A 25313-nucleotide genomic window follows, 5' to 3' on the forward strand; every position below is an offset into this window, starting at 1 on the left:
ACTACTGTCTGGCTGACTTCTTGAGCATAGGCTGGCGGTAAAGCTGATACAGGCCCCATAACACGCCTAATCCAGCCACGACAAAAAAGACCGTCCGCTCGTGGTAGCGTATTTCGTGGAATAGTTCTTCGGCTACCTGAGCGATGCCATTACCCGCCAAGGCAATGACCAAAGCCCAGACAAGCGCACCAACGGCGTTTAGCACCAAGAACTTGACCAGTGGGTACCTCGACAAACCCACAGCCGCCGGAATTACAGCCCGTAATCCGTACAACGCTCGAAACACAAGCAGTAAACCTGCTCCGTACTTATGCAGCAGCCGCTCTACCCGGTCAAATCGCTGTTGCCATCGGGGTCGTTTTTCGATGAATGTTCTTCCGTAGCGGTGGCCCAGATAAAAATAGATCTGCGTTACAACAAACGAACTAAGTACGGCTATACCAATGACCGCAGGTAATGAAAAATAGCCTCGATGGGCTAAATAAGCACCTGCAATCAAAAAGGCTTCTCCTTCGAGCATAACGCCCAAAAACAGAATCGGATAACCATAGGTCAACATCAATTCTTCAAACGACATAACTTGGTAGATTGGAGTCTGCCTTGCAAACCGCCAGAATAGCCATATGGTTATTCCTTTGCCGCAGACCCCAAGGCAGACGATTCTATTGGTGAACTTTGTACTACACTAATTTGATGTTTGCTTCTTTAAAATCAGACAATAAATTTTGTAGTAACTGGCTTTTCACGCTGGCCTCCGAGTAAATACTGCTAATCCAGACCACTACTTTCAACTCGACATTGTCGGGTCCGATGGCCGTCACAACCACATCCGGTGGCATGGTTTTGATAGCCCCGTCGATCTCACTCGTTTCTTTTCTGATAATTTCCTTAATGGCCTGCAAGTCCGTGTCGGCACTCACTTTGAGCGTAAATTCCGTTTTCAGGTACGTATCGCTTGAGGTCCAGTTAACCAATCGATTCGATAATAAATCGCCATTCGGTATAATAACTTCTGAACCTTGCGATGTGATCATCTTGCTGGAACGAATGCCGATATCCCGGATACGACCTTTTTTGTCCGCCAGTTCAACGTAGTCTCCTATCCGGAACGGTTTCTCAAAAACTAATATGATTCCCGAAACAAAGTTGCTTACGATGTTTTGCATACCCAGACCGATACCTACACTAAGCGCTCCCAATACTACCGTCAGTTTATCAATCGAAATACCCGATGCCGCAACGGCTAAAAACACCCCGGCTACGATGATAACCAGACGAATCAAAGCCAACACAGAACTCACCTGATCGATTTCCCCATTGGCAGCTGGCAACTGACTTTCGCCAAACAGCAAGCCGATATTTTTTTGTAACAGGCTAGCCAAATAAACGATCACCGAAAATGACAGTAGATTGCTTAGGGTAAAGCTGATGCTACCGAAGGATCGGGGTCTGATCAGTATCTGATAGATAAAATTAAAGATCCCATCAGCAATACCCAGGTTGATAAAAAAGACGAGTAACCACAGTGCAACAGCAACAAAAGCCAAGCCCTTTTTAAAGGAACGGCGCGTGTGCTCTACGTTCACCCGAGAAAAAATGCCCGCCGAACTGGTGCTTATTTTGATCTGTAAATCCAGCGCTTCCAGCACAATTTCAATGAATACACCCAATCCCGTAATTTGCACCAGCCCAACCACCGCCGTAATAGCGAACGTTTGGGCCAGGCTGATCCGTCCAAAAACGTTTAACACAATAGCGAGTAGCTGAAGTACCAGATAGAGCCTGATTACAGGCCGGATGATCCGATCACTAATATGCCTGCGCTGCAATCGCTTGAAAAAAGCAACACCGATGTAAATAAATCCGACGTTTAAAACGATAAGCCAAAGGCGCATGATAAGCGAGTCGCCTACCAAGGTGTTGGTAATGACTAACAAGACATATAAGGCTACGTTCAGTAGCCACATCCGCAAATCTTCTTTCGAAAACCGCTTCCATAAATGCACGGTCAGCGCTACCAATAATAGAAACTGGGTAAGCTCGATGTACAGAGAAGGCGAATTAGGCTCAAACAGCGGAGTTAAGTTGAGCAGCACAATCAAAGAGGCAACAATGGGTATGGGTCTTATATTTTCGTACTGAAGTTCGCCCAGTTTTTCGCTTAAAGCAGGATTGTTTGCCTTCTTGAAATTAGTGAACACCCACACAAAAAACCCTATTGATAGCAGTATCAGCAGAAAACGATTGTCCCAGCTGGAAGCAAAAAAGTACTTCAGAATTTTGTTCTGCCCCTGATAACTTGACGTCAGTACGTCCTGCACACTACTCGCGCTGAGTGATGCCGGTGCATCCCAGATATAAGGCGACTCACGCTGAAACGCGTTCTCGTTTGACTTTTGTACCCGCTCGTTGATGTTCGTTTGCAGCGCGCTGATGTTTAGATACGTTCCCGATACATCGGCCAGTAGTCGGCTTACGGTATCCAGCTGGGCGCTGGTGCGCGTACCGGCCTCCTGCAATTGTACCCGAAGACCTGATAACTGATCGGCATATAGCTTTCTATCCGTGGTGTCGTTGCCAGCTACCGTTAGCAGTGAATCATTACTAAGGGCAACTACCCGGTCAAGTCTGCTTTGTAAATCGTTATTAGTTTTAGAAAGCGTCGTTCGCCAGTTTGACAGTTTATCCAGCGCATCGTTCAGAAGTAGACTGTAGTTCGAGAGCGTTTTTGCATCAATTGCTTTGTTTTGCGCATTTATATCAGCCGTAACCGGTGCTATGTTCGTTTTTACGTCGGCCAGTCCAGCCCGCACACGAGCTACGCCGTAGCCTCTCTTGTTGGCTGCCTTTATTTCCGTGATTACAGACTGTGCTTTTTGTATCTTAAACAAAAGCGTATCCGGAATAGTCTGGGTTGGCACGTTGTCTCGTATCGAATCCTGAGCTACAACCGGCACAGCCGCTAACAAGACAAAAACGCTCAGTAGAAACGATAAAAAACAACGTTTAACGACAGCACCACGGCAGCAAGAAGGAGTTAACTGATTAAGCATAACAAACAGGGAAATCATCGAAAAAAATCGGGAGACATTCATCAGCCAATTGGTCTATGAATGAACTACCTATCTAAGTAGAACGCAAAACGGGGTAACCTTTGTTTAGCAATGTAGTCCAGTAAACCATTAAATACCTGATCCGACATTCCTTTCAGTAAGCAGCATTCAGGAAACTTTGCCAGAAAATTTTCCTGATTTTTGTAGCCTGAAACAAGTGAGAACACATCTTAGCTTGACCCTTATCGATCACAAACCCGTCTGAGTATCAAATGAAAACACTACTATTATTTAGCTTACTATTTTGCGTTAAAGGTTTGGCGTTTGCGCAACAACCGGACTGGCACGGCAAGAAATGCGCGGTGGCGCTAACCTATGACGACGGACTACAAGTTCATTTAGACAATGTGATTCCCGTGCTGGATTCCCTGAATCTGAAAGGCACTTTTTATTTAGCTGGTAACTTTCCGGGCGTTAAAGCCAGACTGAACGACTGGAAAAAAGCGGCTAATCGTGGGCACGAATTAGGAAATCATACCTTGTTTCATCCCTGCGCCGGTGGCCGGCCAGGCCGCGAATGGGTTAATCCTACGTATGATCTGACGACCTACACGCTGCCGCGAATCGTGGATGAGATCAAAATGACCAATACACTGCTGCAAGCCATTGATGGCAAAACAAGGCGCACCTTTGCCTTTCCTTGTGGTGATCGAATGATTGGAGATAAAAATTACTATGACGTTGTGAAGGCTGATTTTATTGCGGCTCGTGGTGTCACCAGCGAAATGCGGAAAGCGTCAGAAATTGATCTCGGCAACGTTGGCTGTTACGCCATCAACGGTCAGTCCGGCGAGGAGATGATTGCTTTGGTGAAACAAGCGATGAGCACAAACTCCGTATTGGTATTTCTATTCCACGGTGTTGGCGGTGAACACAACCTCAATGTCAACCTGTCTGAACACAACAAACTAGTTCGTTTTTTGAAACAGCACGAAGGCGATGTTTGGGTCGCTCCTTTTATTGACGTCGCTCAATCCATAAAGAGCGTTCAGGCAAAACGGTAAAAAACGATAAATGGCTACGGGTATCTGTCCGTAGCCATTTATCGTTCTGGAACTACTAGCGAATTACGCCCAACGCTTTTGCTTCGACTAACGTAAGCGTATCTTTGAATTTATCGTTGATTACCCATTCTGGTCGGCCACGAAGTTCGCGCCAGGCGTCGGCCAATCCATGACGAATCAACCATGCTCCGCGCACCTCAATCCGAATTTCCTGTGGTGCGGCATTGCCCACCGCCTTTTTGATCCGCTGTATATGGTGAGTGTGATCAACAGACTCGGCTTCTGGTTTTACGGGAGTGCTGTTCGGTTGACCAGCTCGCTTCGCCACCTGTTTAATAAGGGTTGCGGTAACGGGTTTCGCGGTGTATTCAGCTTCTTCTACGACCTGCTTCCAGACTTCCTTACGGACTTCTTCTGGTACCTCAGCCAGCACCGTAGCGTGTGATTCGCGCGTCGGTAAAACAACGTTAACACGTTTGTCGGAAATTTCCGACAAATCGTCCAACCCCGATTTTTCCGACAAACTATTGACCACTTCAGCAGCGCCCATCAGTTCATAGGCTCGCTGACGTTTCAGTTGGAAACGGTCGCGGCAGTAGCCTTCGAAGGTTCGGTGGTTCGCTCTATACAGCTTGTTCTGCCGGATTTCCATCAACGCATTTCCCACGGCCAGAAAGGTGGTGATTCCTTCATTGATAATCTGCTCGCAGCTGGCAAGCCGGTCGGCTTCTTCACTCGTCAATGGTGATAGCTCCACAACGCCATCCGACTGCAATGACAGAGCAGGGACCGCCGAATCGGGTAGGGGGTCGCTATGGAGATCAGTCAGCAGGTTATCAAATGATTTGCCTTTTTTCATGATCGAGTAGCCGTAGCGGTGGTTAATTGTAAAAATTCTTCGCAGACCCCATCAAAATCCTGGGCTCCCCGCGAGCTAGGCGCATAATCAAAAACGCTCTGCCCAAACGCGGTGCATTCCATCAGCGACACATCCTGCCGAATCGAGTGTTTGAACAACCGGATGGTGTTGTTACTCGTCAGTTTTCCGTATACGGTTTGCCCAAACTTCGTCCGCAAATCAAACTTATTCATCAGGATACCCGCCAACTGAATGTCAGGATTTAACCGACGACGCACCTTAGCTACGCACTGTAGGATCTCGTCCAGACCCACATAAGCAAAGTTTTCCCCCTGCATGGGTACTACAAACCAGCTAGCAGCGCCTAACGCTCCGAAAGTAAGTGCACCCAAACTTGGCGGGCAGTCAATAACAACATAATCGTAGGAACGTCCCTCTAACTGTTCACGAAGCAGATAGCCGCTATCTGGCTCCATATTTAACTGATGCTCGTAGCTCAATAACGTCCGGCTGGAAGGCAACAGGTCAACAGTTTCGCCTTTTACCAGCGTTTGCTCCCAAGTGGCTTCACCCAGCAGCAATTGCCCGATGTGATGGGGCGCTTGCCTGCAACCGGCCGCTAAGCCAAGATTGCATTGGGAGTCAAGATCGATTAGCAATACCTTAAAACCACGCCGGGCCAGAGCAGCGCCTAAATTAAGTGAGGTAGTAGTTTTACCAGTGCCACCTTTGTTGTTAGTGACCGCTAAGGTGATGGGATAAGACATAAGGCAAATTAGTAACAGCTGGCTTCTGTGGTCTGTACACTGGCTACAGCAAGCAGAGCCGTTTTATGCAAATATAAAAAGGTTTGGCGCTTTCTTTTATGTAGACCTAATCCGATTGACTGAATTCAGTGTCTGGATCCTAATACGTTTTAACGGTCTATCGAATCGACTAACCAACGGGATGTAGGTTGCCTGGTTCAATGCAACTGGACGCCCAGACTTTGAGCCACTACAGCGTATTTTTCCCGGATTTGGGCCAACGCCTTCGGCGATTGCTGCTCGTACCAATGAATCAAGTCAGAGTATAGCAAGCCGTAACCGGCATTTGTAATGGCCGCCATAAATGCGTCTTTCGAATTCTGACCACTCATGGCTGTTGTCAACTGACTGGCGACAACCGAACTCAGGCTCATTCCCAACCCAGGTTTTTCCTGATTTCCTCTTAAATGTTCAAGATAGCGACGATATAAATCGGCTGATTTCCGAAAAGCTGAAATCAGCTCAACCCGTCGCTCATTTTCGTACTGGTCAAGTAACGTAGCCTTGGCCGCTGCATTTTGCTCAAAAACCAACTGCTGTTGCTGGCTACGCTGCTGATGGGCCGTTCGTTCCGCTTTCTGTTTTTCTTTGGCCTGCACATCATCGCTAAGCTTCGTCGAATGAACCATCGCCACAATGTAAGACGCAATACTCTTTTTGATTTTCACACCGTTTTTTAGTTCGGTGAGCACATGGTCGATGCCCAGTCGGATTTGCTGTTCGGGCAACCCTTCCACCCACTCTTCAACGGTTCGTCGTGAAATCTCAAAGCGTTCTACCAATTCGTATAATTCGTCTACGAGCCCATTAACGGCTTTTTCTTCCACCTGCGTATCGACAGACTCCTGCTCGTTCGGCTGGTCAATTACTTCGACGGGTGTAAACTCAAGTTCAACCTGTCCGGGTTCTGCCTTGGGTAAAGTCTGCCAGCGAACAACGGTTTTACCTTCCAGCACAAACGTCACGGACGTAATCTGTCGCTTCTGTTTTGTCTCGACCAGTTCCTTTACCTCCAGATCCGTGTAGGTGTTAATATCGCGCACGGCCCGCATGATGATCTGCTGCTTAAAGCTACCGTACTTAACATATAGTTCGGGACTTATGCTAAGAATATCACGCAATCGCTCCAGACTGTACTTCGGTTCTTTATTGCCCAGATTGAATTGGTTTTTTAGAACAGCGTACATTTGAATTGTATAGATGCTCTGTATGCCGACTACATTGCGCAGATCGGCAGTCAGGTACTCACGCTTCAACTCAAGTAGATATGGTTTGAGCTTGGCGTGGAATTTAACGCGAATGTGATTTCGATCACGGGCATTAAGCGGTTCACTGGATTGGTCGAGTAGGGGTACGGTTGTCTTGTATGGAATACCGTCAATCTCTTCGTAAACCTCCAGAAATTTCTTTTGCAATCGCAGCGCTGCGGTGCGTATATCGTCATAATTGCGCGCGCCACGACTCAAAGCAAACAGCTTGACAACATCGCCAACATTAATAATCGTCGAACTAAACTCACTATCGGTCGGCTGAATCATCGTGAGCATCGTACCAAAGAGTCGAAACTCGTGCAGATCGAACTTAGAGATTGCTTCGAGTAAGCCAAACTTGCCAGCTTTTAAGCGAATAGTGTACCGATAATCCGAGTCTTTCTTTGTTTGGACAAGCTTGTTCTGCGTAGCGTTCTTGGCCATGCCGATTAGTGGTTTAGCGCCTTTCTAAGCGAATATAAGAAAGAATCGCCTTGTCTTATCATTACAAACTGTAAGCGTTTGACCGTTTTTTCAGGAATGCGTCCAATCGCTTACAGTTCTGCGTTCAATCACTTATCGTTCCGCGTCCAATTGCTTATACTTCTACGTTCAATCGCTTACATAATTTCTTATAAAACTCTAATAATCAGATAAATATCAAATAGAGTCCCCACTTAATAGAAAAATGAACTAGGGTGGTTAGTACAGATCATCAATTAGCCCGCGTTCAATCACTTATACTTCTGCGTTCAATCGCTTATACTTCTGCGTTCAATCACTTATCGTTCCGCGTCCAATTGCTTATATTTCTGCGTTCAATCGCTTACACTTCTGCGTTCAATCACTTATTTATATGCTTGTAATAAATTGACCTTCAATGACTTATGAGGGCCTTAAATATTAAATATTTTAAAGATTGTTAAATACTTAAAACAACAAAACAGAGATTGTTGCTGAAAATTCAGTTTGATAGAAAAGAAAAAAACTAGTTTGACAGCTGCAAACGAGCCAAAAACAGAAAAATAAAATTATTTAAAAATATCTCCCCGGCGCGTTCAATCGCTTATCGTTTCGCGTTCAATTGCTTACAGTTACTGCTTTTTGAGCATATATCGCTGCTTATTATGCAAGATGGATAATGATTTGAACGTAAATCAAGGCATTGGGTAGCCGAAAACCGTTTGTTGAGCCAGAATTGAAAGCTATACTCTCTGCGAATGTGATGTCGGGCTCGACAAGAAGACATCACAAACAAGCTTTACGAATCGCTTTTCAGATCAGTAAGATTCTACAGGGCATGATAAGTCCAAAACGGGCAGCTAGACGATAGTAAATAGCTGTGGGAAGGAGGAGAACCTAATTGCCGGTCTGAAAGATCAGGTTGTCAAAAAAATAACTGGGTCAGCGATTCTTTATCAAGATTTGTTTGCTTAAGACATATCAGATAAAAGTAAGCCTTGTCGACCAACCTTGGATTGTATTGAACCTGCATGAAATCGATGCCATGTTCATAGAGAAACGATTGGTAGTCTGTTAGATTACGAACGGTTCCCCGCCCGATGAACAGGTTTTTTAAATTGTGATACTCTAAACCAGCTGCCTGAGCCATCTGCTTAACCGATATAGTGCGGACAGGCTCTCCAGATGTCAGGCGATTGTGCTGTACTTCCTGGCTTTCACGATACAGATGAAACGTGAATGTGAAGACTAACTTCCAGTAATATGCATTTGACGCTGGAAGCTGTTTTATTTCTTTAAGTTTAGCTAACACCTGTTGTCGCTCCTGTTCTTCGCTCAACGGTTCAGTTGTGGACTGGCTAGTGGGTGCGTCCAAGGAATTGATAACCCGCTCGCTCAAGATCAGATGCGAGTAGGTCGACTTCTCATCGGAGGTTTTGTGAGGGCGGCCACGACCTACCTTCGGTTGTAATTCAGCTGATTCATCTAAGGAATGTTGCGGGGCGTCGACCATAACTAATCAGAAAAATTTGAGCTGTTAACCACTCGTAACAGAACTCGGTATTGTAAGGACCATTACGAGGAATCTGTGCACTTACAGTGCCCGTAAACCGTTTGTAGCGTTCATTCACACTTGCTTCACAAAGTAACACAAAAAAGATTGTGGTCGTTTTACAACATCGCTTTGGAAATCTTTGTGAATAGATTCTGCACAGAACATGTCTGTTGCTTGGAACACACTTGGATAAACTAAGCAGCAATAGGACTAACAGCAAGGTGTATCCATCGATCTGCGTAGTAAATCTTATACTTTCTTAGACGTTGCGCTCAATCGCTTATGGTTGTGGTTGGCAAGCAATAATTCAAAATATTCAAGCTAAAGATAGAAGAGAGCGCTGGTCAGAAAAGGCTACGAAAAGAATAATGTACGTGTTGTTTTATCTACTTTATTCTTACTTTTCTCATAGATGCAAACAGAATTACATTTCTCATAGACTGCTACAAATGAATTAGTACAGCAATACCATTAAACAATAGTGATAAATACTCTATGGTGGTAAGCTGCTTAATTCATGAGACTGTATCGTAGAAAAGCATATAGATAGCGTTCTTAGCAGAAAATAAGGCTGAAAATAAATAAAGTTATTTATTTTCAGCCTTATGTGGCTCCATAAAATACGCTGTAAGGGTTTAAATCAACTTGTAAATACACAAGTTTCGAAGGTATGTTGATAACTCGTTGGTCTGGTAATGGATTACACCGCTTTTTCTAGGGACCTGACAAGCAATAATTTATGCTTCTTTATTAACTGATCAGATAGATTGATTTAGCAGTTTACTAGTTGCTTTCAGAGTCGTGTTTAAAAGAAGCGAGCAGCTGACACAGTTGAACCAGATCGGTTTTGAACGGTAAGTAATTGAACGCAAACGATGAAAAACGCTCCATTTAGCCAGATTTTTCTATAAAATGAGCGTTCAAAACTGGCTAAGAAGTTTGACGCATCAGCAAGTCTCTAACAAGCAGATCCGTCAAAGACTTGCTGGTACGCGCTCGTAACCTAGCGATGAACACGCTTGACGGGTGCGTTGTCCGCTATCAGGTTTTGATCTTTCAATTCCTGCCAGAAAGCGTCTGGTATTTCGGTCTGCAAAGACGCGACATTTTCAGTGACCTGTTCTTGAGTTCTGGCTCCGGGTATGACTGAAACGGCTACGTCCGGAAACAAGGCAAATTGCAGGGCTGCTGTTCTAAGATCAACGTTATGCGCTTTGGCAATGGCTTTTAATTTGTCTCGCTTAGTCAGGTATTCGGCTGGAATAGGCTTCTTGGGGTCATAATTATAGCGTTCGCTTCCTGATAGAAATCCCGCGTTCAAATTGGACCCCATCACCAGTGATAAATTACGCTTGCTGATCTCGGGGAAAACGTGATTTAAGGCGTGTTCGTGATCAATCAGTGAATATTGGGAGGCTAGTAAAAATATGTCTGGGTCGGCTACTTCCATCGTCTTCAAGATGGGTTCCGGACAGTTGACGCCAAGTCCCCAGGCTTTTATGATGCCTTCCTCTCGCATCCGGCTAAGTTCAGGAAAGGCTCCCTGCTGGGCTACTGAAAAGTGTTCTAGCCAATCGCCGAGTAATTTGTTGTCGGGCGACAAATCATGGACGAACACGATGTCCAGGCTATCGATTCCCAGTCGCTGGAGACTGTCTTCTATGGACCGCCGAACACCGTCTGCTGAATAGTCAAATACCACATCATTTGGTGAATGAGCGTAGGGGAAATAGTCAGCGCCTTTGTTGTGTTTACTCGCTTTCAGCAACTTGCCTACTTTGGAGGAGATGATATACGCATCGCGTTTTTGATTATGCAAAAAGTGGCCGTAACGCCGTTCCGCTAACCCTAATCCGTACCAGGGAGAGACATCGTAGTAGCGAACACCTGCTTGCCAGGCTGCTTCCATCGTTTGCTGCGCTTCTACATCGGATATTTCCTCAAACTCATTGCCGATTGCTACGCCACCCAGGCCAATTTCAGGTATGTTTTGCTGCGCCCAGGTAGGGGCGGTAGTTTGTTGTGCTGTTGTTGTCATAATAGACGATTGTTGTTGAACAGGGCTTAAAAGCCGCTAGATTGGATAAGTAAACAACTCATTTATCCCGATGTTCATAAGCACGTACGACGAGAATTTAAGCGGTAAGCGCACGGAATAGTCGAAGGTGGTTCGTGATTCTACTATTGATGTCCCTTGAAGACGACTAAAAAATGTCAGCATGGTTAACGAAGCATCGACTGAGCGCTTGATTATTGATTTTAAAGAAGAAGGCCCGTCAGATAGGACTATTGCGGTACTGCTGCATGGGTAGTCCGATGATGCTACCACGTGGAATGGCGTTATACCAGCCCTGGTGGTAGATGGAAATCGGTTCGTTACACCCTGGCTACGAGGCTTCGGTAATACTCGATTCAAACAAGAAAGTGAGGTAAAGATCGGTAACTCAGACATTCATGCTTACGATTTGATTGCGCCATGATGCTGCGTTTGAATTTCGTATTCATTTATGCACTGACTTAGACCATATGCTGATCTACTATTCTGGTAAAGGGTGAAACAAAGAAGAAAGCCCTTGTTTAGCCGTGGCTCGCGTCCGGTTACCCTGACAGGATGCGTATAGCGAAGCACGCCAGCAAGAGGTTTCGGCATAGTATAACGCTGTATTCGACGATAGGATGTAATTGACAACTCGCTAAAATTCTGGATTTAGGCTAATTTTTTATGCTTCGTGGTTCTTTTTGTAGTTAACTAGTCGCAAGTAGACAAAGCGAGAAGGCTCACACAAGGTCCTTACTCAAACCATAGAATGAACATTTCAAACAACAAGATCCTGATTACAGGCGGAGCGTCTGGGATTGGTTTAGGTCTCACAGAACGATTTATTCAGGAAAATAACACCGTCATTATTTGCGGTAGGAGGGAAGCTGCTCTGGCAGAAGTCGCTGATCGATTTCCGACCGTTATCACCCGGCCGTGTGATTTGTCTATCGCCGAAGAGCGACAAGCGTTGTTTCAATGGATTTCCGAGGAACACAGCGACCTAACGGTATTAGTCAATAATGCCGGTATTCAGCAATGGATGACTGTCACAGACGAGAATTTTTTCCAACGCGCTACTGACGAAATTGCGATCAACATTGAGGCACCGCTTCATCTGACCTCTTTATTTATCAAGTTACCCTCACTTACCACGGTTGTCAACGTAACGTCAGGGCTTGCGTTTGTGCCGCTTACCAAAGTTCCCGTCTACTCGGCAACAAAGGCGTTCTTCCACTCCTTTACGCTGTCGTTGCGCGCGTTAGTCAAGCCTAATGGCATTGACGTGATCGAAGTGATTCCACCCGCGCTGAACACTGACTTAGGCGGAAAGGGTTTACACGACCAGGCACCACCTGTAAGTTCTTTTATTGACGCTGTTTTCGAGCAACTGAAACAAGGGAAAACCGAAATAACCTTTGGATTTAGCGACGCGATGGTTAAGGCCACGCCCGACGACCTGCGGAACACGTTCGCCCGAATGAATCCTTCTGCGTAGAACAGGGAGTCACAAAACCAATCAACGTTCTCTGATTTCCGAATCGAGTCAGTGTAGCCTTTTACGCTTGCCAAAATCCATTATCTCACTTCAGTAAAGCGTTAACAAACGGTTTGGGCTAAACGCAGTATCCTTAGAAAATCGGACTGCGTTATGAAGATAGGCGAACGACTGCTGAAACAGCTCAACAAGAAATACGAACCTTCGAAATTAATTAAGTTTCAATTTGGCCGCTATGATGTAGCGACCAAGACGGACGAAGAAGGCAATCCCATACTGGCATTTGTCGGTAAAGCAGATGAACGAGGAATTATTAAAGGAGACCAATTTTCTCGTAAGCTGCTCAAAGACGCGCAGGGAGCGGTGATGAAAGATCACTGGGATTACAAGGGAAAGGTATAAATCACATGCTGGCTATCGGACAAAGTTGTAGGGTCAGGTTCTCAAACCTAACTCCACAACTTGGTCCGATAGAATGATCATCAACCTATTTGCTTATCTAGGCATTTCGATGCTTACTGCTTATCGCTTAACGTAAAAAAGTCTTTAGGAATGTGGGTAATACGACATGCTAGATCACATTCGCCGGAAGCCACAATGTAGTAATCGCCCGCATCGACAAGTCCTGTCGTGAAGACTACATCTGATAAATAAAGCTGATCCTTAATCGGTTCGATCAAGGCGGGGTTTGCTTCGAGTACAGGTTGTTTATCGTCGAGGTAAAGAATTTTGGTTGGATCATCCTTATCCAGCAAGGCCCAGAACGTGCGGTAAATTCCAACCTGCCCACTCAATTCTACGCCGTGATAAAGCATTAGCCACCCCTCGTCGGTCAATATAGGTTGCGTACCTCCGCCTAGTTTCATAGTAGAGGCAGTACCTTTTCGCGCCCGGATGAACGGTTCGTCGAGTGGCTTCCAGTGCAAACTATCCGGCGACTGAGCAAGGTTGATCGATGGACCCGCGTAGTAAGGGCTTTCCGGACGGGTTGCGAAGTATAAATCGCCCAACGGTCGGGTAAGCGCAAAAAAACGTCCATTGATCTTTCCTTCAAAAAAGACCATGTCCTTGTTCTGATGGTCCAGGATGATACCGTTCAGTGTATAAGTAAGGCCGTCTGTCGAGGTATACAGCGTAGTAGAATGGCGCTCCGAGCTGACCGAACACGTGGTCATGTAGTACGTATCATCAATTTTGGTGATCCGGGCATCTTCAACACCGTATTCCTGATACGTTCGCTGAGGGGCAATGATTTTGTCGTAATGAATCCGAACCACCTGCGTTCCGTCAGCAGTCAGTTCTACGGGTAACAGCCATGACAGCGAGGTTAGTGCCATAACTTTGTACGTGTTGCCCAGCAACTGAAACTTGCGTGGATCGGCCGCATTGACACTGTTGAGCGGATAGGTATCAAGATGATAACCACGTTCCGCATCCCAACGAATGGCATGTATGGTTTCGCCGATTATAGGTTGATTGATCGCTTCGGCAACCCGAATCATAATCAGCAGGTTACCAGAAGGCAATCGGGTTAGGCCAGGATTAAACGCACCCAACACATAGGTGTCAGCCTGAATGGACTGGCGCAACGGAGAGTACTGCAAGTCAATGTCATTGGGTGAAAATACGAGTTGGTCTACTAGAAAAGCCATGATTTACTGGTCTGAGTTCACATTCATTATTCCGCGACGACAAAAGAGTAAGCAATTAGAAGATTTGCAGATACGGACAGATTTGTAACGAGATACCATCGCAGCGTTGAGACTGAGTCAGGATGTACTGCATACAAACGGCAATATCTTCGGCACGTAGTAGTGCCTTTCTCGCTTATCTTAAGGGTCGTCGGTGCCTCAACGACAGTGAGTCCATTTGCTTACTTCATGATGTAATTGCATTCGGTGTCCGTGGGTAACTCATTTTGATGCACGAACTATTTAAGCTGGTTTCGTCCAGTCGACACGCAGGCGTAGGTTACCTGGAACTTCATACTGCTGGTAATTTTTGTCTTGATGAATCGGGGAAAGCGGTTCACCCGTCTGATTGTCCTCATCACGCATTTGCAACTGGGGAAGCTGACGACCCTTGGCCAGTAATCGTATACGGCACTTGTTTTCTGCTGTACCGCCCAGCCGATAGACCGCGTAGCCGCTATCTTTGGTTACCAGCTGATAGTCTGCCTGACAGATTGGGTACTCTGCATAAAAAATTACGGGAACATCGTCAAAGTTCTTGTAGCTATAGGTGGTCAGGATATAGGCCAACGCTCCGCCGTAAACCTCCTGACCAACTGTTCCAGCTTGTTTCCAGCCCGTCGATATATCTTCGAGCGGAATCGGTAAATCAGTTAGGATGCGGCCTTCCCTAGGCTGCTGGCTGACCATCTCTAGAGGAAGCTGACTTGGAAAATAGTACCGACCCCGGTGCAGCAGATACTTCATGTACTCCGAAAACAAGAGTCGAACGGAGGGAGGAACGTCATCATTGAGTTCGATCAGGTAGTTGTGAATCGTAGCAAAAATTTCGGCCTCTTCGTAAGCGGCTACGTACTCCGCATCCCGGAGCGGGGCTACACCCAGAAATGTGCTACGGTGCTGACCGAAACCAAAGTTGCAGTCCCAGATCCATAAGCGGGCAATAACATTGGCGACACCTAGTTTGCTTAGATCAAAATACAATCGGTTGCCTGTCAGTTTCCAGAGTTTTGCCAGCGTTAAAGCACTCATCAAGGTGATATTGCTCTGGTAAAGCAGTTCAAATCCTTTTCCGCGCAGACGTTCCGCTGATTTTTTGGCCTCCGCCAGATAACGAGGTTCGCGGGTCAACTCATAGACCTGCAACATGACGTGCGTATACAGGCCCGCTACATCCAGTTCTCCACCTCTGCCCTCTGCTGTTTCGGCCTTCAATACCTCCAGACTTAAGCTGTCGTAAAAGACTGGCCAGTTATAATTGAAATGGTGAGCGGCCCCAATGGCAAAGTCGATAGAACGAAACAAAAGGTCCTTAGCTTCTACGTTACCGTTTTGGGCCAGTCGTCCCAGGTTCATGAGCGTGTGTAACAGATACCAGGAGTCTATTTTATTGTGATCTTCTTCCTCGCTCGTTTCTTCTTTTCTGAACGGTTCCCCCGGTAACCAGCGCATCAGGGTAGCCCTGGTTTCATCGTAAAAGGTAGGTATGCTTTTCTGCAACTGATCGACCAACGGTATTGCACGACCCAGCCAATCCTGGTATTCGGTCAACGGAACCAGAATGGCCAGCTGAACCATACTTTCCGGCGGCTTCTGAGTAGCAGAAACGTAGGCATTGACGTAAAAATGATTTTTGATATGCCGACTGCAATCCGGTGATTCGGACAGCGCTTTGATGGTTTGGTTCGCCAATTTGGGCCAGTCGAAATAATCGGTCGCGGGTTTGGGCAGGTGCCGATAAATGGAGTCAATCGCTTCGAGGAACTGGTCTGCGGCCTCGAATTCACTGGTCGGAATCGTTTTGCTCAGGTAGATAAACGCATCCGAAAGAACGACTTCCGTTCCGGCGGAAAGCGGTTGTTCTGAAGCGGGTAATGAAAAACCCACTTCGGGCCATTGAGCATTGACGCTGCCTGACGGATCGGTGTGGGTTAATTGACAGTAGGGGTTGAGAGCAGTAAGATTCTGAAAATAGAAGATCGTGCCTTCTACGGGCTTCGTCACGGACCAAAAGGCTAATCCAGCGGTAGGGCCATTTTGCGTAACGTAGACCATCCCCTCGGTCGTAGACGGATCATAATCCTTATCCAGGACATACACATCTCGGGGCAGTGCTTCCAACGAAAAATCCTGGTTAGGCGTCAGCGAGGTAGTGTAACGCAGCACAACAGGTTGCTGAGACGCTAGCTCAAGCTTTACCCGGAACAGGCCCAGTGCTCCCTCAACCTGGAAATCGAGCGTTGTACTGGTTTTTTTGTTGAGTTTGACAGAACGAATCGTCTGAGGATCAAAGCAAGTCCGTATCGCCAGTTTTCCGGCGGATTCAACTTCGTAGATAAGCCAGAAGGAGTTAGGTGTTGAGCAGGTTTGTAATTGGCCCTGTTCCAGTGACCAGGGTACATCCTGATAGTCGGTAGCCTGTTTTAGTTGATGATCGAGACCAACAACCCATTGTGAAACCTGCTCCGCTTTCACAAAAGGCTGCCAGTAAGGCGCTGTTTCGTCCAAATGCATGAAGGTATGTGCTCGGTTCTTCTGCGAAAACAGTCATTGACCGGAAATGACTGTCAGGGTACTTTAAAGTAAGGAAGTGGTCCCGTTTGCAAGTAAGCATAACTGCGATCAGAATCAGGTTTGGTATCACGCTAACGAATCAAATGATGGTGCTGCTACAACCTGTTCGTCGTTAGTAGTTGATTCGTTTCATGGTTTCGGTAGGCGATGTGTACCCAGACCGGATTGAGATATTCCTTGGTTCGGTGAAGTTTAACCTGCTCAGCGTCAAGATGCTGCCTTGCCCAATCATATACCTGTCTGTTGTTTACCGTACGCATGGAATCGCAATCAATATCGACTGCCAATCCTGCCAAGTGGGCCGACGTGGCTGAACCACCCTCCGCACGATTGAGCGCCGGACAACGGAAGAAGGAGCGGATGGGTAATTTACCAAAGCGGTCAAATAACGGAACAAGAATGTGATGATACACCAATACCATGTTGGCGTACTGCTGCTGAGTTGGGGTATTGTTGATGCCCGCTCGAACAGCGGTCGCAGATTTAACAGCCTCTACGTACGTTAAATAAGGGCCAAAGTCGGGGTACAGTACTGGAGGTTGTACAAGAATAGGATTACGGTTCATGGCGAAACTTGGTTTAAACGTAAAGCTTATTCACAGACAAAACCTGACGTTATCAACTCAAAATTATAGCTGAGTGCGTTAACCCAACACAATCCATAGGTTATCGCTTTACGGATCAGCCTAACGCTTTACCGAGTAAAATTCTGTTTTTTTGAGGTAGGTAAGGCATCAGCATTTAGTGCATTTACCCAGGGTATATTCGTGCTGATCGCTAATAGTTTAGGCAAAAGCCCGAACCAAACCTTGAAGCTGACCGACTAATCTTGAATACATTATCTCTTTGGTTATTACTATCTCGTAACCCAGTTTCTCGCAACTGTCCTCATCAATGGGCTGATCCGGTTTTGCCAGGATAATGACCGGAATCGTATAGCAGATAGGTGTAGCCGCTACTAAAGCCAAGGTTGTGTACCCCTGGTAGCGATCCATGTCCCAATCCATAATCAACAAAGAAGGCACGGGGTACACCTGACTAGATAGTGCTTCCAGTAATTCGGCTTTATGCGTGAAAAAATACAGAACCGCTGAGGGACAAGCCTGACCAAATGCCTGCCGGTATAAATACTGGTCGTCGGGCCGGTCATTAGCAATAAAAATGACAAGAGCCTCGACAGCGTTATCTTGGCTTCGCATACTACTGATAGAGAACGTATTTGCTGTAAGCAGACTAGCACCCGCTGAATCTGCTTTTAAACACTACATAAAGCGCTAGTCAGAACCTGAGTGTCAGATTACTCGTCCTCCGATACATCAACTCCGGATTCAATGGAGGCTGCTTCGTCGTTCGTGGTAGCCGAGTCAAAATCGTTTGAGTCGTAGTTTGTTTGATCCAGCGTCGTTTCCTGCGGTTGATTTTCCATGGTGATTTAAACTTGTTGTTTAGTAAGAAAACAATCATTCCGGCGGTAGGGTAGCAATGCGAATTAAATATGACCGAGTAGTAAGGGAACGGCGCGTAGATCGCATCGGTTAAATCAGCCTTTTTGACTTCTTGAGCCCGTTTTGTTCGCTTACGCGGAACGCACTGTTGATGTTTGCCCGGCCATTAGTTGTGCTAGACTACGCCAACGATCAGCGTTTTTGTTCGGTTAAGTCCTGCCTTAGAACTAGTATATAGTTTACTTTTTGACAGGGTTGCTGTTGCTGCCGTAGCGGTAGGAGTGGCTGTCTCGAAGGAAGCAGAGATTGGGTGTATATCAGTACCGATGAGTAAGCACGATAGAGGAGACTGGTTTGTTATTCGTTATTTTTGACATGGGGCAGGCCAAATAGCCTGATTCGTCCGCACAACCATGAATTATAAATTAGTCATTTTCGATTTCGACGGTACGCTAGCCGATTCGTTTCCCTATTTCCTGCGGACCGTTAATGTTCTGGCGGAAACGTATAATTTCCCGACAATCAATCCCGATGACGTTGATCAGTTGCGTGGGCTTGATGCCCGTCAGATGATGAAACGCGCTAACCTGCCTGTCTGGAAAATTCCTCTTATTGCCCGATCATTTATTCGGTTGATGGCCCGTGACATCGATCAGATTCAATTGTTTGATGGTATCCGTAGCCTGTTGCAGCAGTTGGCGGATGCCGGCGTCCGACTGGCTGTTGTGAGTTCAAACAGCGAGGATAATATTCGGAAGGTTCTCGGTCCGCAAAGTGCAGTGTTGATTACGTATTATGGATGTGGTACGTCGCTTTTCGGGAAGCAGCACAAATTCAGGAAGGCAATGTCCTTGAGTGGCGTTACGCCGAATGAAACACTTTGCGTAGGGGACGAAATTCGTGATATTGAAGCCGCTAAAGAAGCTGCTACTGCTTTTGGTGCCGTGGCCTGGGGTTATACGCGCGCTGATGTACTTACATCCTTCCCTGCCATTTCCGTTTTTCACACGCCGAATGATATAGCGCGGGCGGTACTCGGTCATACGATTGGCTTCGGTCAGCAATAAAATGATGTAGCTCAGTACCGGTAGCAAATAATGCTGATCGGTTTACGCTTAGTTAGCCGGTGGTAATAAGTAGGTGGCTTGTTTACGAATAAAATAAGAGCCTATTCCCGTTGTAATACCGGTGGCTATCATAACCACTGGCCAGAACTGGCCCATTGGTAGCGTGCGGGTAAGTAACTCGGCCCAAAAAGCAGCGTAGAGTCCGACAACTGACCAGTTCATGAAGTAATAATGCCAGTGCATCCAGTTCTTTACCCGCTGGCGCAACAGGGCGGGGGCAATTCCTGCCATTAGTGAGAACAGACTTATTATAGCCAGCGCATGAAACGGACCAAATCGGCCAAACAGGTTATAGATTTGAAAAGCGGTGATATTTAACACGACCATACTGGCTACATAAGCATAGCCGATGCGTTTATGAAAGAGGCCTCTTTTTGGCTTAACAATTACGATGGCTCCCATTAGCATAGCCAACAAAGCTGAAGCAGTGTGTACAAGACCTAAGGTAGAGTGAATCATCAGCAAGAATGAATTATTGTAGCTAGTTAATCAAAAGTAAAGGCCGGTAAAAAGACGAGAAAAGCCTTTTTGATCAACAGGGTTCTGATGCTGACAAAGCTGGTTTTACAAAGGATGAAACTGGCGAAACAAGGACGTAGCCGCACTATTCTTCAAAGGCAGGAACTAATGGGCAGTGGTGGCTATTTCGTAGTCAGATCTGTGCCACAATAGGTAGGGCTCAGTTCTTGTGGTTACCTTTGCCGCAGTTTGTAGAAGAATAACGTTCAATTTTGACTTACGACTTCTTTTTATGATGCCTGATTCTTTGCCGGGAACCTATCCTTTTCTAGCAAGAGGTGGCGAAATGGGGGCGTTGATCCGGGCTTTTGATTGGTCTGCAACCGTGCTCGATACACCCGACCATTGGCCACAAAGTCTGCGTACGACGGTAACGACTCTACTTAATTCAGAATTTCCCATGTTTCTTTGGTGGGGGCCGGAGCTAATTCAATTTTATAATGACGCCTACCGCCTTCTGTTAACCAATTCTGATAAGTATTCAACCGCATTAGGCCAGTCTGGGCAGGAAAGCTGGGCCAATAATTGGTCTTTCGTTAAACCGTTACTTGATCGGGTACGAAACGGAGAATCCATCCGGGTTGATGACGGTGTAATTCCTAGTTTCTGCACTAATGGACCTGACACAATCTACGGTACATCCAGTTACAGCCCGGTCTATGACGATGCTGGAGCGGTTGCTGGTGTGCTTCTGATTGCTCACGACACCACTTCACTTAAAAAAAACGAAGCAGTTTTTCGAAATCTGATCGAAGAAGCACCTGTGGCGACCTGTCTGTTTGTTGGGCGGGATCTGCGCATTGAAGTGGCGAATGAACCCATGCTTAACTTCTGGGGAAAAGGGCGTAGTGTATTTGGGAAGCCCGTTGCTGAAGCCGTGCCTGAATTACAAGGCCAGCCTTTCCTGGCTACCTTGGCGGAAGTATTCGAGACGGGCAAAACGTACGAAGCAAAAGCGAGTCCAGCTTGGTTAGCGGTGAATGGCGTGTTGGGTACGTATTATTTTGACTTTACTTACAAACCACTTCGTGACGCCAACGGTGACGTATACGCGATTATGGAGATGGCCGTAGATGTTACGGCTCAGGTTCTTGCCAGTCAGCAATTGATCGAAAGCGAGCAATTCACACGTAATGTGTTTTATAATTCGCCGGTAGCAAAAATAGTTTTCGTAGGGGAGGATATGACGATCCGCACTATCAACGAGAACATGCTGACCATGATAGGAAGGAACGAATCTGTTGTTGGCAAGCCTCTCCTGGAAGCCGTACCCGAGTTAGTAGTAACGCCCCTAATGGAGCGGCTTAAACGGGTATTGGCTACTGGAGAAACGTACCGGAACCCTGGAGAAAAGGTTAACCTGGTTCGCTATGGCCAACCTTATGTTGGCTATTACAATTATGTTTACAAAGCTTTACACAACGCACAGGGGAAACGTTATGGCGTGATGGTCACGGCTACGGAAGTAACCGAGCAGGTACTGGCCCGGTTGGCGGTTGAGGAAAGCGAAAGCCGACTACGAGGTGCGATTGAACTAGCGCAATTGGGCACCTGGGAAATGGACATCGCTACGGGTAGCGTCACCTACTCTGACCGTATCAAATCCTGGTTTGGTGTCGATGGACTCAAAATCGATGTTAGTGCTTCGTTCAATCCGATTCACCCCGAAGATAGCCCTCGCATTGAAGCTGCTATACAAACGGCTCTTCAGCCTGGCTCATCAGGAGTTTATGATGAAGAGTACCGGCTTATAAACTATCAAACGGGAGACGTTCGCATCGTTCATGCCCAGGGTCGGGTCTTATACGACACGCAGGGACAAGCCTATAAACTCGTCGGGACAGCTCAGGATGTTACCGCCGAGCGTCAGCAGCAGTTTGCGCTGGCTCAGTTGGTGCAGGAACGAACAGAAGAGTTGGCGGCCGCTAACGAGGAGCTGGCTGCAACGAACGAAGAACTGTATTCAGCCAATGAAGAATACGCAGCGATAAACGAAGAACTGGAAGAGTCGAACGGGCTGCTGTTCCGATCCAACGAAAATCTTCAGCAGTTTGCTTATGTAGCCTCTCACGATTTACAGGAGCCACTACGCAAGATTCAGCAGTTTGGCGATCTGCTCAAAAACCACCTGGGGGATCAGCTGGGAGAGGGGAGCATGTATCTGGACCGTATGCAGGCAGCTGCTAGCCGCATGTCAACGCTCATTAAGGATTTGTTGAGCTTTTCGCGTCTATCCACCCAGCGAAATACGGTTGACTCTGTTTCATTGACGGAAGTTGTGGAGACCGTATTAGCCGACTTGGAACTTGTAATTGCTGAGTCGAAAGCTGTGCTGCAACTAGATATACTACCAGCGGTGGAGGGTGATCGCTCGCAATTGGAGCAACTCTTTCAGAACCTGCTCAGTAACGCCTTGAAATTTCATAAGCCAGGTATGGCTCCGCATATTCAGGTACGGGCCGGTTTGGTGACCTTTGATCAGTTGCCCAGTGGTATAAAGCCAAGTCGAATGGCAGCGTCTTACCACCGTATTGAGGTTGCCGATAATGGCGTAGGTTTTGACGAAAAATACCTTGATCGAATTTTTCAGGTATTTCAGCGGCTACACGGCAAAAGTGAGTTTTCTGGTACTGGTATCGGTCTGGCTATTTGCGAAAAAGTGGTTACTAACCACGGTGGGGCGATAACAGCCACGAGTCATCCCGGTCAGGGGGCTACGTTTATTATCTATCTGCCCGTTTGAGAAATTGATAAGAGTGCTTTATTCAGTTAATCGTATAGCAATCAAAGCACTCTTATTCTTACACTTTCTGAGGAGTCATCCACTTGCCAACCAGTGGTGGTTCGTAGGTTAGCATCTGCTCCAGCAAACTGTCAATGGTTTCTGCCACGAGCATCATTTTTCTGTTTTCTGGCCTAAGAAGTCCACTCGAAACCATCGTATCCGCCAGCATAAGTAAGCCGTTATAAAAACCATTGATGTTCAGCAAACCCATTGGCTTTTTGTGAAGACCAAGCTGACCCCAGGTGAGCATTTCAAAATACTCTTCCAATGTACCATACCCACCAGGCAGGGCAATCACCCCGTCGGAGAGTTCGTGCATTTTAAGTTTGCGCTGGTGCATCGATTCCACCTGAATCAGTTCCGTAAGTCCCTCGTGGGCGATCTCTTTCGTTCGCAGAAAATCAGGTAAAACACCAACAACCCGTCCTCCGTTAGATAAAGCCCCGTCGGCTACTGCACCCATCAGTCCAACTTTAGCGCCACCGTAGATGAGATCAATACGGCGGTCGGCTAACTGCTGACCAAGTTGATAGGCTGATTCCATCAGGAGAGGGTCATTGCCTGGACTTGATCCGCAAAATACAGTTACCTTTTTCACAAACGCTTTAGTGAATGCTGGCTCATCCGTTCATTGGGCTTTGACGTAAAGATGCCTTTAGCAACAATGCTCAAGCCGGGCTTGCTCATCTGGACTCTCGTACGTGCTTTTCGTACCAGGTTGGCGCTAGACTAACTGTCTGGTACCAGTACACTTGTATAAGTTCAAAAAGCTTTTTCCAGTCCTGTAAAGAAAACGGTTTTCTGAAAAATGAGGTAGCTCCTAACTGGTAAGCCTGCCGACGGTGCTGGAGTGAAGGACTGGCCGAAAGAACAATAGCCGGAATAAGTCGTCCTATCGGATGTTCTTTGAGTAAAGCCAAAAAGTCCAGACCTGTTTTTGAGCCAACCAGATTTATGTCAATCAGGACAAGCTTGGGGCCATATCCTTCCAAATTATAAAAGTAAATGACCGCTTCTTCAAAACTGTCGACTCGTATAAAACTGGCTTGGGGAAAACTGATTTTGGCCGTGCGCTGAATAATATCTACTATGGCAAGATCATCCTCAAGCAGTAAGATTGGAAAACGGTGCATACTAGTTGGACACCCGTTGAGGGGTAAAGGCCAACAGGTAGTCAAAAATACAATTTATGAGCGTTATTTCCTACGTAATATAGCTGGTAGAGGGTTTGAACAGGAAATTATGCCCGACTTACTGATAACCGCTCGGCAAACCAAGGTGTTGGCCAAGCGGCATGACATGTTGCGTCTGTTGTTTGACAGGCCAAAATGGATCGTGTCATTTAGAAATACGGGGCAGTCCTATTCACCCATACCGTTTGTAGAAGTGAATAAGACTGCCCCGTATTTCGCACTGTTTATAAGAGAGTAAAGCAAGAAAAAGACCGATTCACCTCTCTAGTAGCAAACTGACTACGCATAGCCAAGACGCTATAGCTGACAATTCTACATTAAGGCTGGCCTTTCCCACCACCAGAACCGTAGATGTTACCCGTGGCGAAACTGCCATCACTGGCGGCCAACTGCACATAGATGGACGCCAATTCTACCGGTTGGCCGGGTCTGCCTAAAGCAGTATCACTACCAAACTTAGTTAGTTTTTCCTGGGTCGCTCCACCGCTCACCTGCAACGGTGTCCAGATAGGGCCCGGTGCCACTCCGTTGACACGGATGCCCTTTGGACCAAGCTGTTTAGCCAACGACTTGACATAGTTCATGGTTGCAGCCTTTGTCTGTGCATAGTCGTACAAATCAGCGGAGGGATCGTAAGCTTGTTCAGAAGTCGTTCCGATAATTGTTGAGCCGGGTTTCAGGTGGGGTAGGGCTGCTTTGATGATCCAGAACGGAGCGTAGATGTTGGTCTTCATTGTCGCATCAAAATCTTCGCTGGTAATGTCCATGATCGATTCACGAGCCTGTTGACGAGCCGCGTTGCTAACCAAGATGTCGAGTCCACCTAGACCGCGAACCGCTTCGTCCACCAGCCGCTTACAGAACGCTTCGTCGCGCAAGTCGCCAGGAATCGCAATCGCCTTACGACCAGCCGCTTTTATGAGCGCTATAACCTCCTGAGCGTCTGCCTCTTCATTGGGATAATAATTGATCGCAACGTCTGCTCCTTCACGGGCATAAGCAATAGCCGCAGCACGGCCCATACCTGAGTCGCCACCGGTAATAAGGGCTTTGCGACCCTGCAAACGACCTGATCCCTTGTAGCTGGTTTCGCCATGATCGGGACGCGGCTCCATCTTGCTGGCCAGACCCGGCCAGGCTTGCGACTGGCTTCGAAAGGGTGGTTTCGGATATTTTGTCGTTGGATTTTCGAGGGCGGGTGGCTCGTTATTCTCGGTCGATAATACATTAGAAGCGGCTAACACTGGCGTTGCCACAACCGTAGCCAATCCAGTGCCTATTCCGTGAATAGCCTGGCGTCTACTTAGCTGATTGTCTTCACTCATTTTAATGTTGTTTGTTGAGTTCGGCCCAGTTTGTGTACTGGTATGCCTTTTTTTGTAATTGGCTAGCCC

At 46.8% G+C, this 25313-nt stretch carries 21 protein-coding genes; 5 read left to right on the forward strand and 16 right to left on the reverse strand.

Translation table 11 applies throughout. The features are described from left to right. Position 1 precedes the first annotated feature (1 nt). Positions 2 to 577, reverse strand: a complete 576-nt coding sequence (locus M0L20_RS25055) for a DedA family protein (RefSeq protein WP_248479861.1) — start codon at positions 575 to 577, stop codon at positions 2 to 4. A gap of 103 nt (positions 578 to 680) precedes the next feature. Then, complete coding sequence (locus M0L20_RS25060) at positions 681 to 3071, reverse strand: mechanosensitive ion channel family protein (protein WP_248479863.1); 2391 nt, start codon at positions 3069 to 3071, stop codon at positions 681 to 683. A gap of 254 nt (positions 3072 to 3325) precedes the next feature. Between M0L20_RS25060 and M0L20_RS25065 the strand changes: the two genes are divergently transcribed. Further along, a complete protein-coding gene (locus M0L20_RS25065; protein WP_248479865.1) occupies positions 3326 to 4117 on the forward strand; it encodes a polysaccharide deacetylase family protein in 792 nt (263 codons plus the stop codon). Between the two features lie 55 nt (positions 4118 to 4172). Here M0L20_RS25065 and M0L20_RS25070 read toward each other — a convergent pair whose 3' ends face one another. The 5 genes from M0L20_RS25070 to M0L20_RS25090 form a co-directional block, all read right to left on the reverse strand. Continuing rightward, complete coding sequence (locus M0L20_RS25070; RefSeq protein ID WP_232563414.1) at positions 4173 to 4976, reverse strand: hypothetical protein; 804 nt, start codon at positions 4974 to 4976, stop codon at positions 4173 to 4175. Continuing rightward, a complete protein-coding gene (locus M0L20_RS25075; RefSeq protein WP_232563413.1) occupies positions 4973 to 5743 on the reverse strand; it encodes a ParA family protein in 771 nt (256 codons plus the stop codon). The genes M0L20_RS25070 and M0L20_RS25075 overlap by 4 nt, the downstream gene beginning before the upstream one ends. Before the next feature lie 197 nt (positions 5744 to 5940). Next, complete coding sequence (locus M0L20_RS25080; protein ID WP_248479867.1) at positions 5941 to 7476, reverse strand: replication initiation protein; 1536 nt, start codon at positions 7474 to 7476, stop codon at positions 5941 to 5943. A gap of 943 nt (positions 7477 to 8419) precedes the next feature. Then, positions 8420 to 9007, reverse strand: a complete 588-nt coding sequence (locus M0L20_RS25085; RefSeq protein ID WP_248479868.1) for a hypothetical protein — start codon at positions 9005 to 9007, stop codon at positions 8420 to 8422. A gap of 1045 nt (positions 9008 to 10052) precedes the next feature. After that, positions 10053 to 11087, reverse strand: coding sequence for an aldo/keto reductase (locus M0L20_RS25090; protein ID WP_248479869.1), 1035 nt, complete (start codon positions 11085 to 11087; stop codon positions 10053 to 10055). A gap of 769 nt (positions 11088 to 11856) precedes the next feature. Here M0L20_RS25090 and M0L20_RS25095 point away from each other — a divergent pair. Then, entirely contained in the window at positions 11857 to 12585 is a 729-nt protein-coding gene (locus M0L20_RS25095) for an SDR family oxidoreductase (RefSeq protein WP_248479870.1), read from the forward strand. 153 nt (positions 12586 to 12738) lie between these two features. Further along, positions 12739 to 12987 carry a hypothetical protein gene (locus M0L20_RS25100; RefSeq protein WP_248479871.1) on the forward strand — a complete coding sequence of 83 codons (249 nt, stop codon included), beginning with the start codon at positions 12739 to 12741 and terminating at the stop codon, positions 12985 to 12987. A 113-nt stretch (positions 12988 to 13100) separates the two neighbouring features. On the opposite strand, the gene M0L20_RS25105 is transcribed toward M0L20_RS25100, so the two are convergent. The 5 genes from M0L20_RS25105 to M0L20_RS30165 form a co-directional block, all read right to left on the reverse strand. Further along, complete coding sequence (locus M0L20_RS25105) at positions 13101 to 14237, reverse strand: glycoside hydrolase family 130 protein (RefSeq protein WP_248479872.1); 1137 nt, start codon at positions 14235 to 14237, stop codon at positions 13101 to 13103. Positions 14238 to 14519: 282 nt separating this feature from the next. Then, a complete protein-coding gene (locus M0L20_RS25110; RefSeq protein WP_248479873.1) occupies positions 14520 to 16790 on the reverse strand; it encodes a hypothetical protein in 2271 nt (756 codons plus the stop codon). Positions 16791 to 16945: 155 nt separating this feature from the next. After that, positions 16946 to 17416, reverse strand: coding sequence for a D-Ala-D-Ala carboxypeptidase family metallohydrolase (locus M0L20_RS25115; protein ID WP_248479874.1), 471 nt, complete (start codon positions 17414 to 17416; stop codon positions 16946 to 16948). Between the two features lie 219 nt (positions 17417 to 17635). Next, positions 17636 to 18049: a response regulator gene (locus tag M0L20_RS25120; protein WP_248479875.1), complete on the reverse strand. Its 414-nt coding sequence runs from the start codon at positions 18047 to 18049 to the stop codon at positions 17636 to 17638. A gap of 98 nt (positions 18050 to 18147) precedes the next feature. Continuing rightward, complete coding sequence (locus M0L20_RS30165) at positions 18148 to 18276, reverse strand: hypothetical protein (RefSeq protein ID WP_262924014.1); 129 nt, start codon at positions 18274 to 18276, stop codon at positions 18148 to 18150. Positions 18277 to 18708: 432 nt separating this feature from the next. Between M0L20_RS30165 and M0L20_RS25125 the strand changes: the two genes are divergently transcribed. Next, positions 18709 to 19362 (forward strand): HAD hydrolase-like protein, encoded by a 654-nt coding sequence (locus M0L20_RS25125; RefSeq protein WP_248479877.1) that lies wholly within the window; start codon positions 18709 to 18711, stop codon positions 19360 to 19362. A gap of 48 nt (positions 19363 to 19410) precedes the next feature. Here M0L20_RS25125 and M0L20_RS25130 read toward each other — a convergent pair whose 3' ends face one another. Further along, positions 19411 to 19881 carry a DUF2306 domain-containing protein gene (locus M0L20_RS25130; RefSeq protein ID WP_262924015.1) on the reverse strand — a complete coding sequence of 157 codons (471 nt, stop codon included), beginning with the start codon at positions 19879 to 19881 and terminating at the stop codon, positions 19411 to 19413. A gap of 292 nt (positions 19882 to 20173) precedes the next feature. Here M0L20_RS25130 and M0L20_RS25135 point away from each other — a divergent pair, with 292 nt between their 5' ends. Beyond that, positions 20174 to 22684, forward strand: coding sequence for a PAS domain-containing sensor histidine kinase (locus M0L20_RS25135; protein ID WP_248479881.1), 2511 nt, complete (start codon positions 20174 to 20176; stop codon positions 22682 to 22684). 58 nt (positions 22685 to 22742) lie between these two features. Here M0L20_RS25135 and M0L20_RS25140 read toward each other — a convergent pair whose 3' ends face one another. The 3 genes from M0L20_RS25140 to M0L20_RS25150 all read right to left on the reverse strand — a co-directional run bounded on the left by M0L20_RS25140 (position 22743) and on the right by M0L20_RS25150 (position 25244). Continuing rightward, on the reverse strand, positions 22743 to 23324 hold the full coding sequence (locus M0L20_RS25140) for an LOG family protein (protein ID WP_248479883.1): 582 nt from the start codon (positions 23322 to 23324) through the stop codon (positions 22743 to 22745). Positions 23325 to 23409: 85 nt separating this feature from the next. Next, positions 23410 to 23859: a response regulator gene (locus M0L20_RS25145; RefSeq protein ID WP_232563399.1), complete on the reverse strand. Its 450-nt coding sequence runs from the start codon at positions 23857 to 23859 to the stop codon at positions 23410 to 23412. A gap of 377 nt (positions 23860 to 24236) precedes the next feature. Continuing rightward, on the reverse strand, positions 24237 to 25244 hold the full coding sequence (locus M0L20_RS25150) for an SDR family oxidoreductase (protein ID WP_248479898.1): 1008 nt from the start codon (positions 25242 to 25244) through the stop codon (positions 24237 to 24239). Positions 25245 to 25313: the final 69 nt, after the last annotated feature.

Source organism: Spirosoma liriopis (assembly GCF_023196085.1).
Classification (GTDB): Bacteria; Bacteroidota; Bacteroidia; order Cytophagales; family Spirosomataceae; genus Spirosoma; species Spirosoma oryzicola.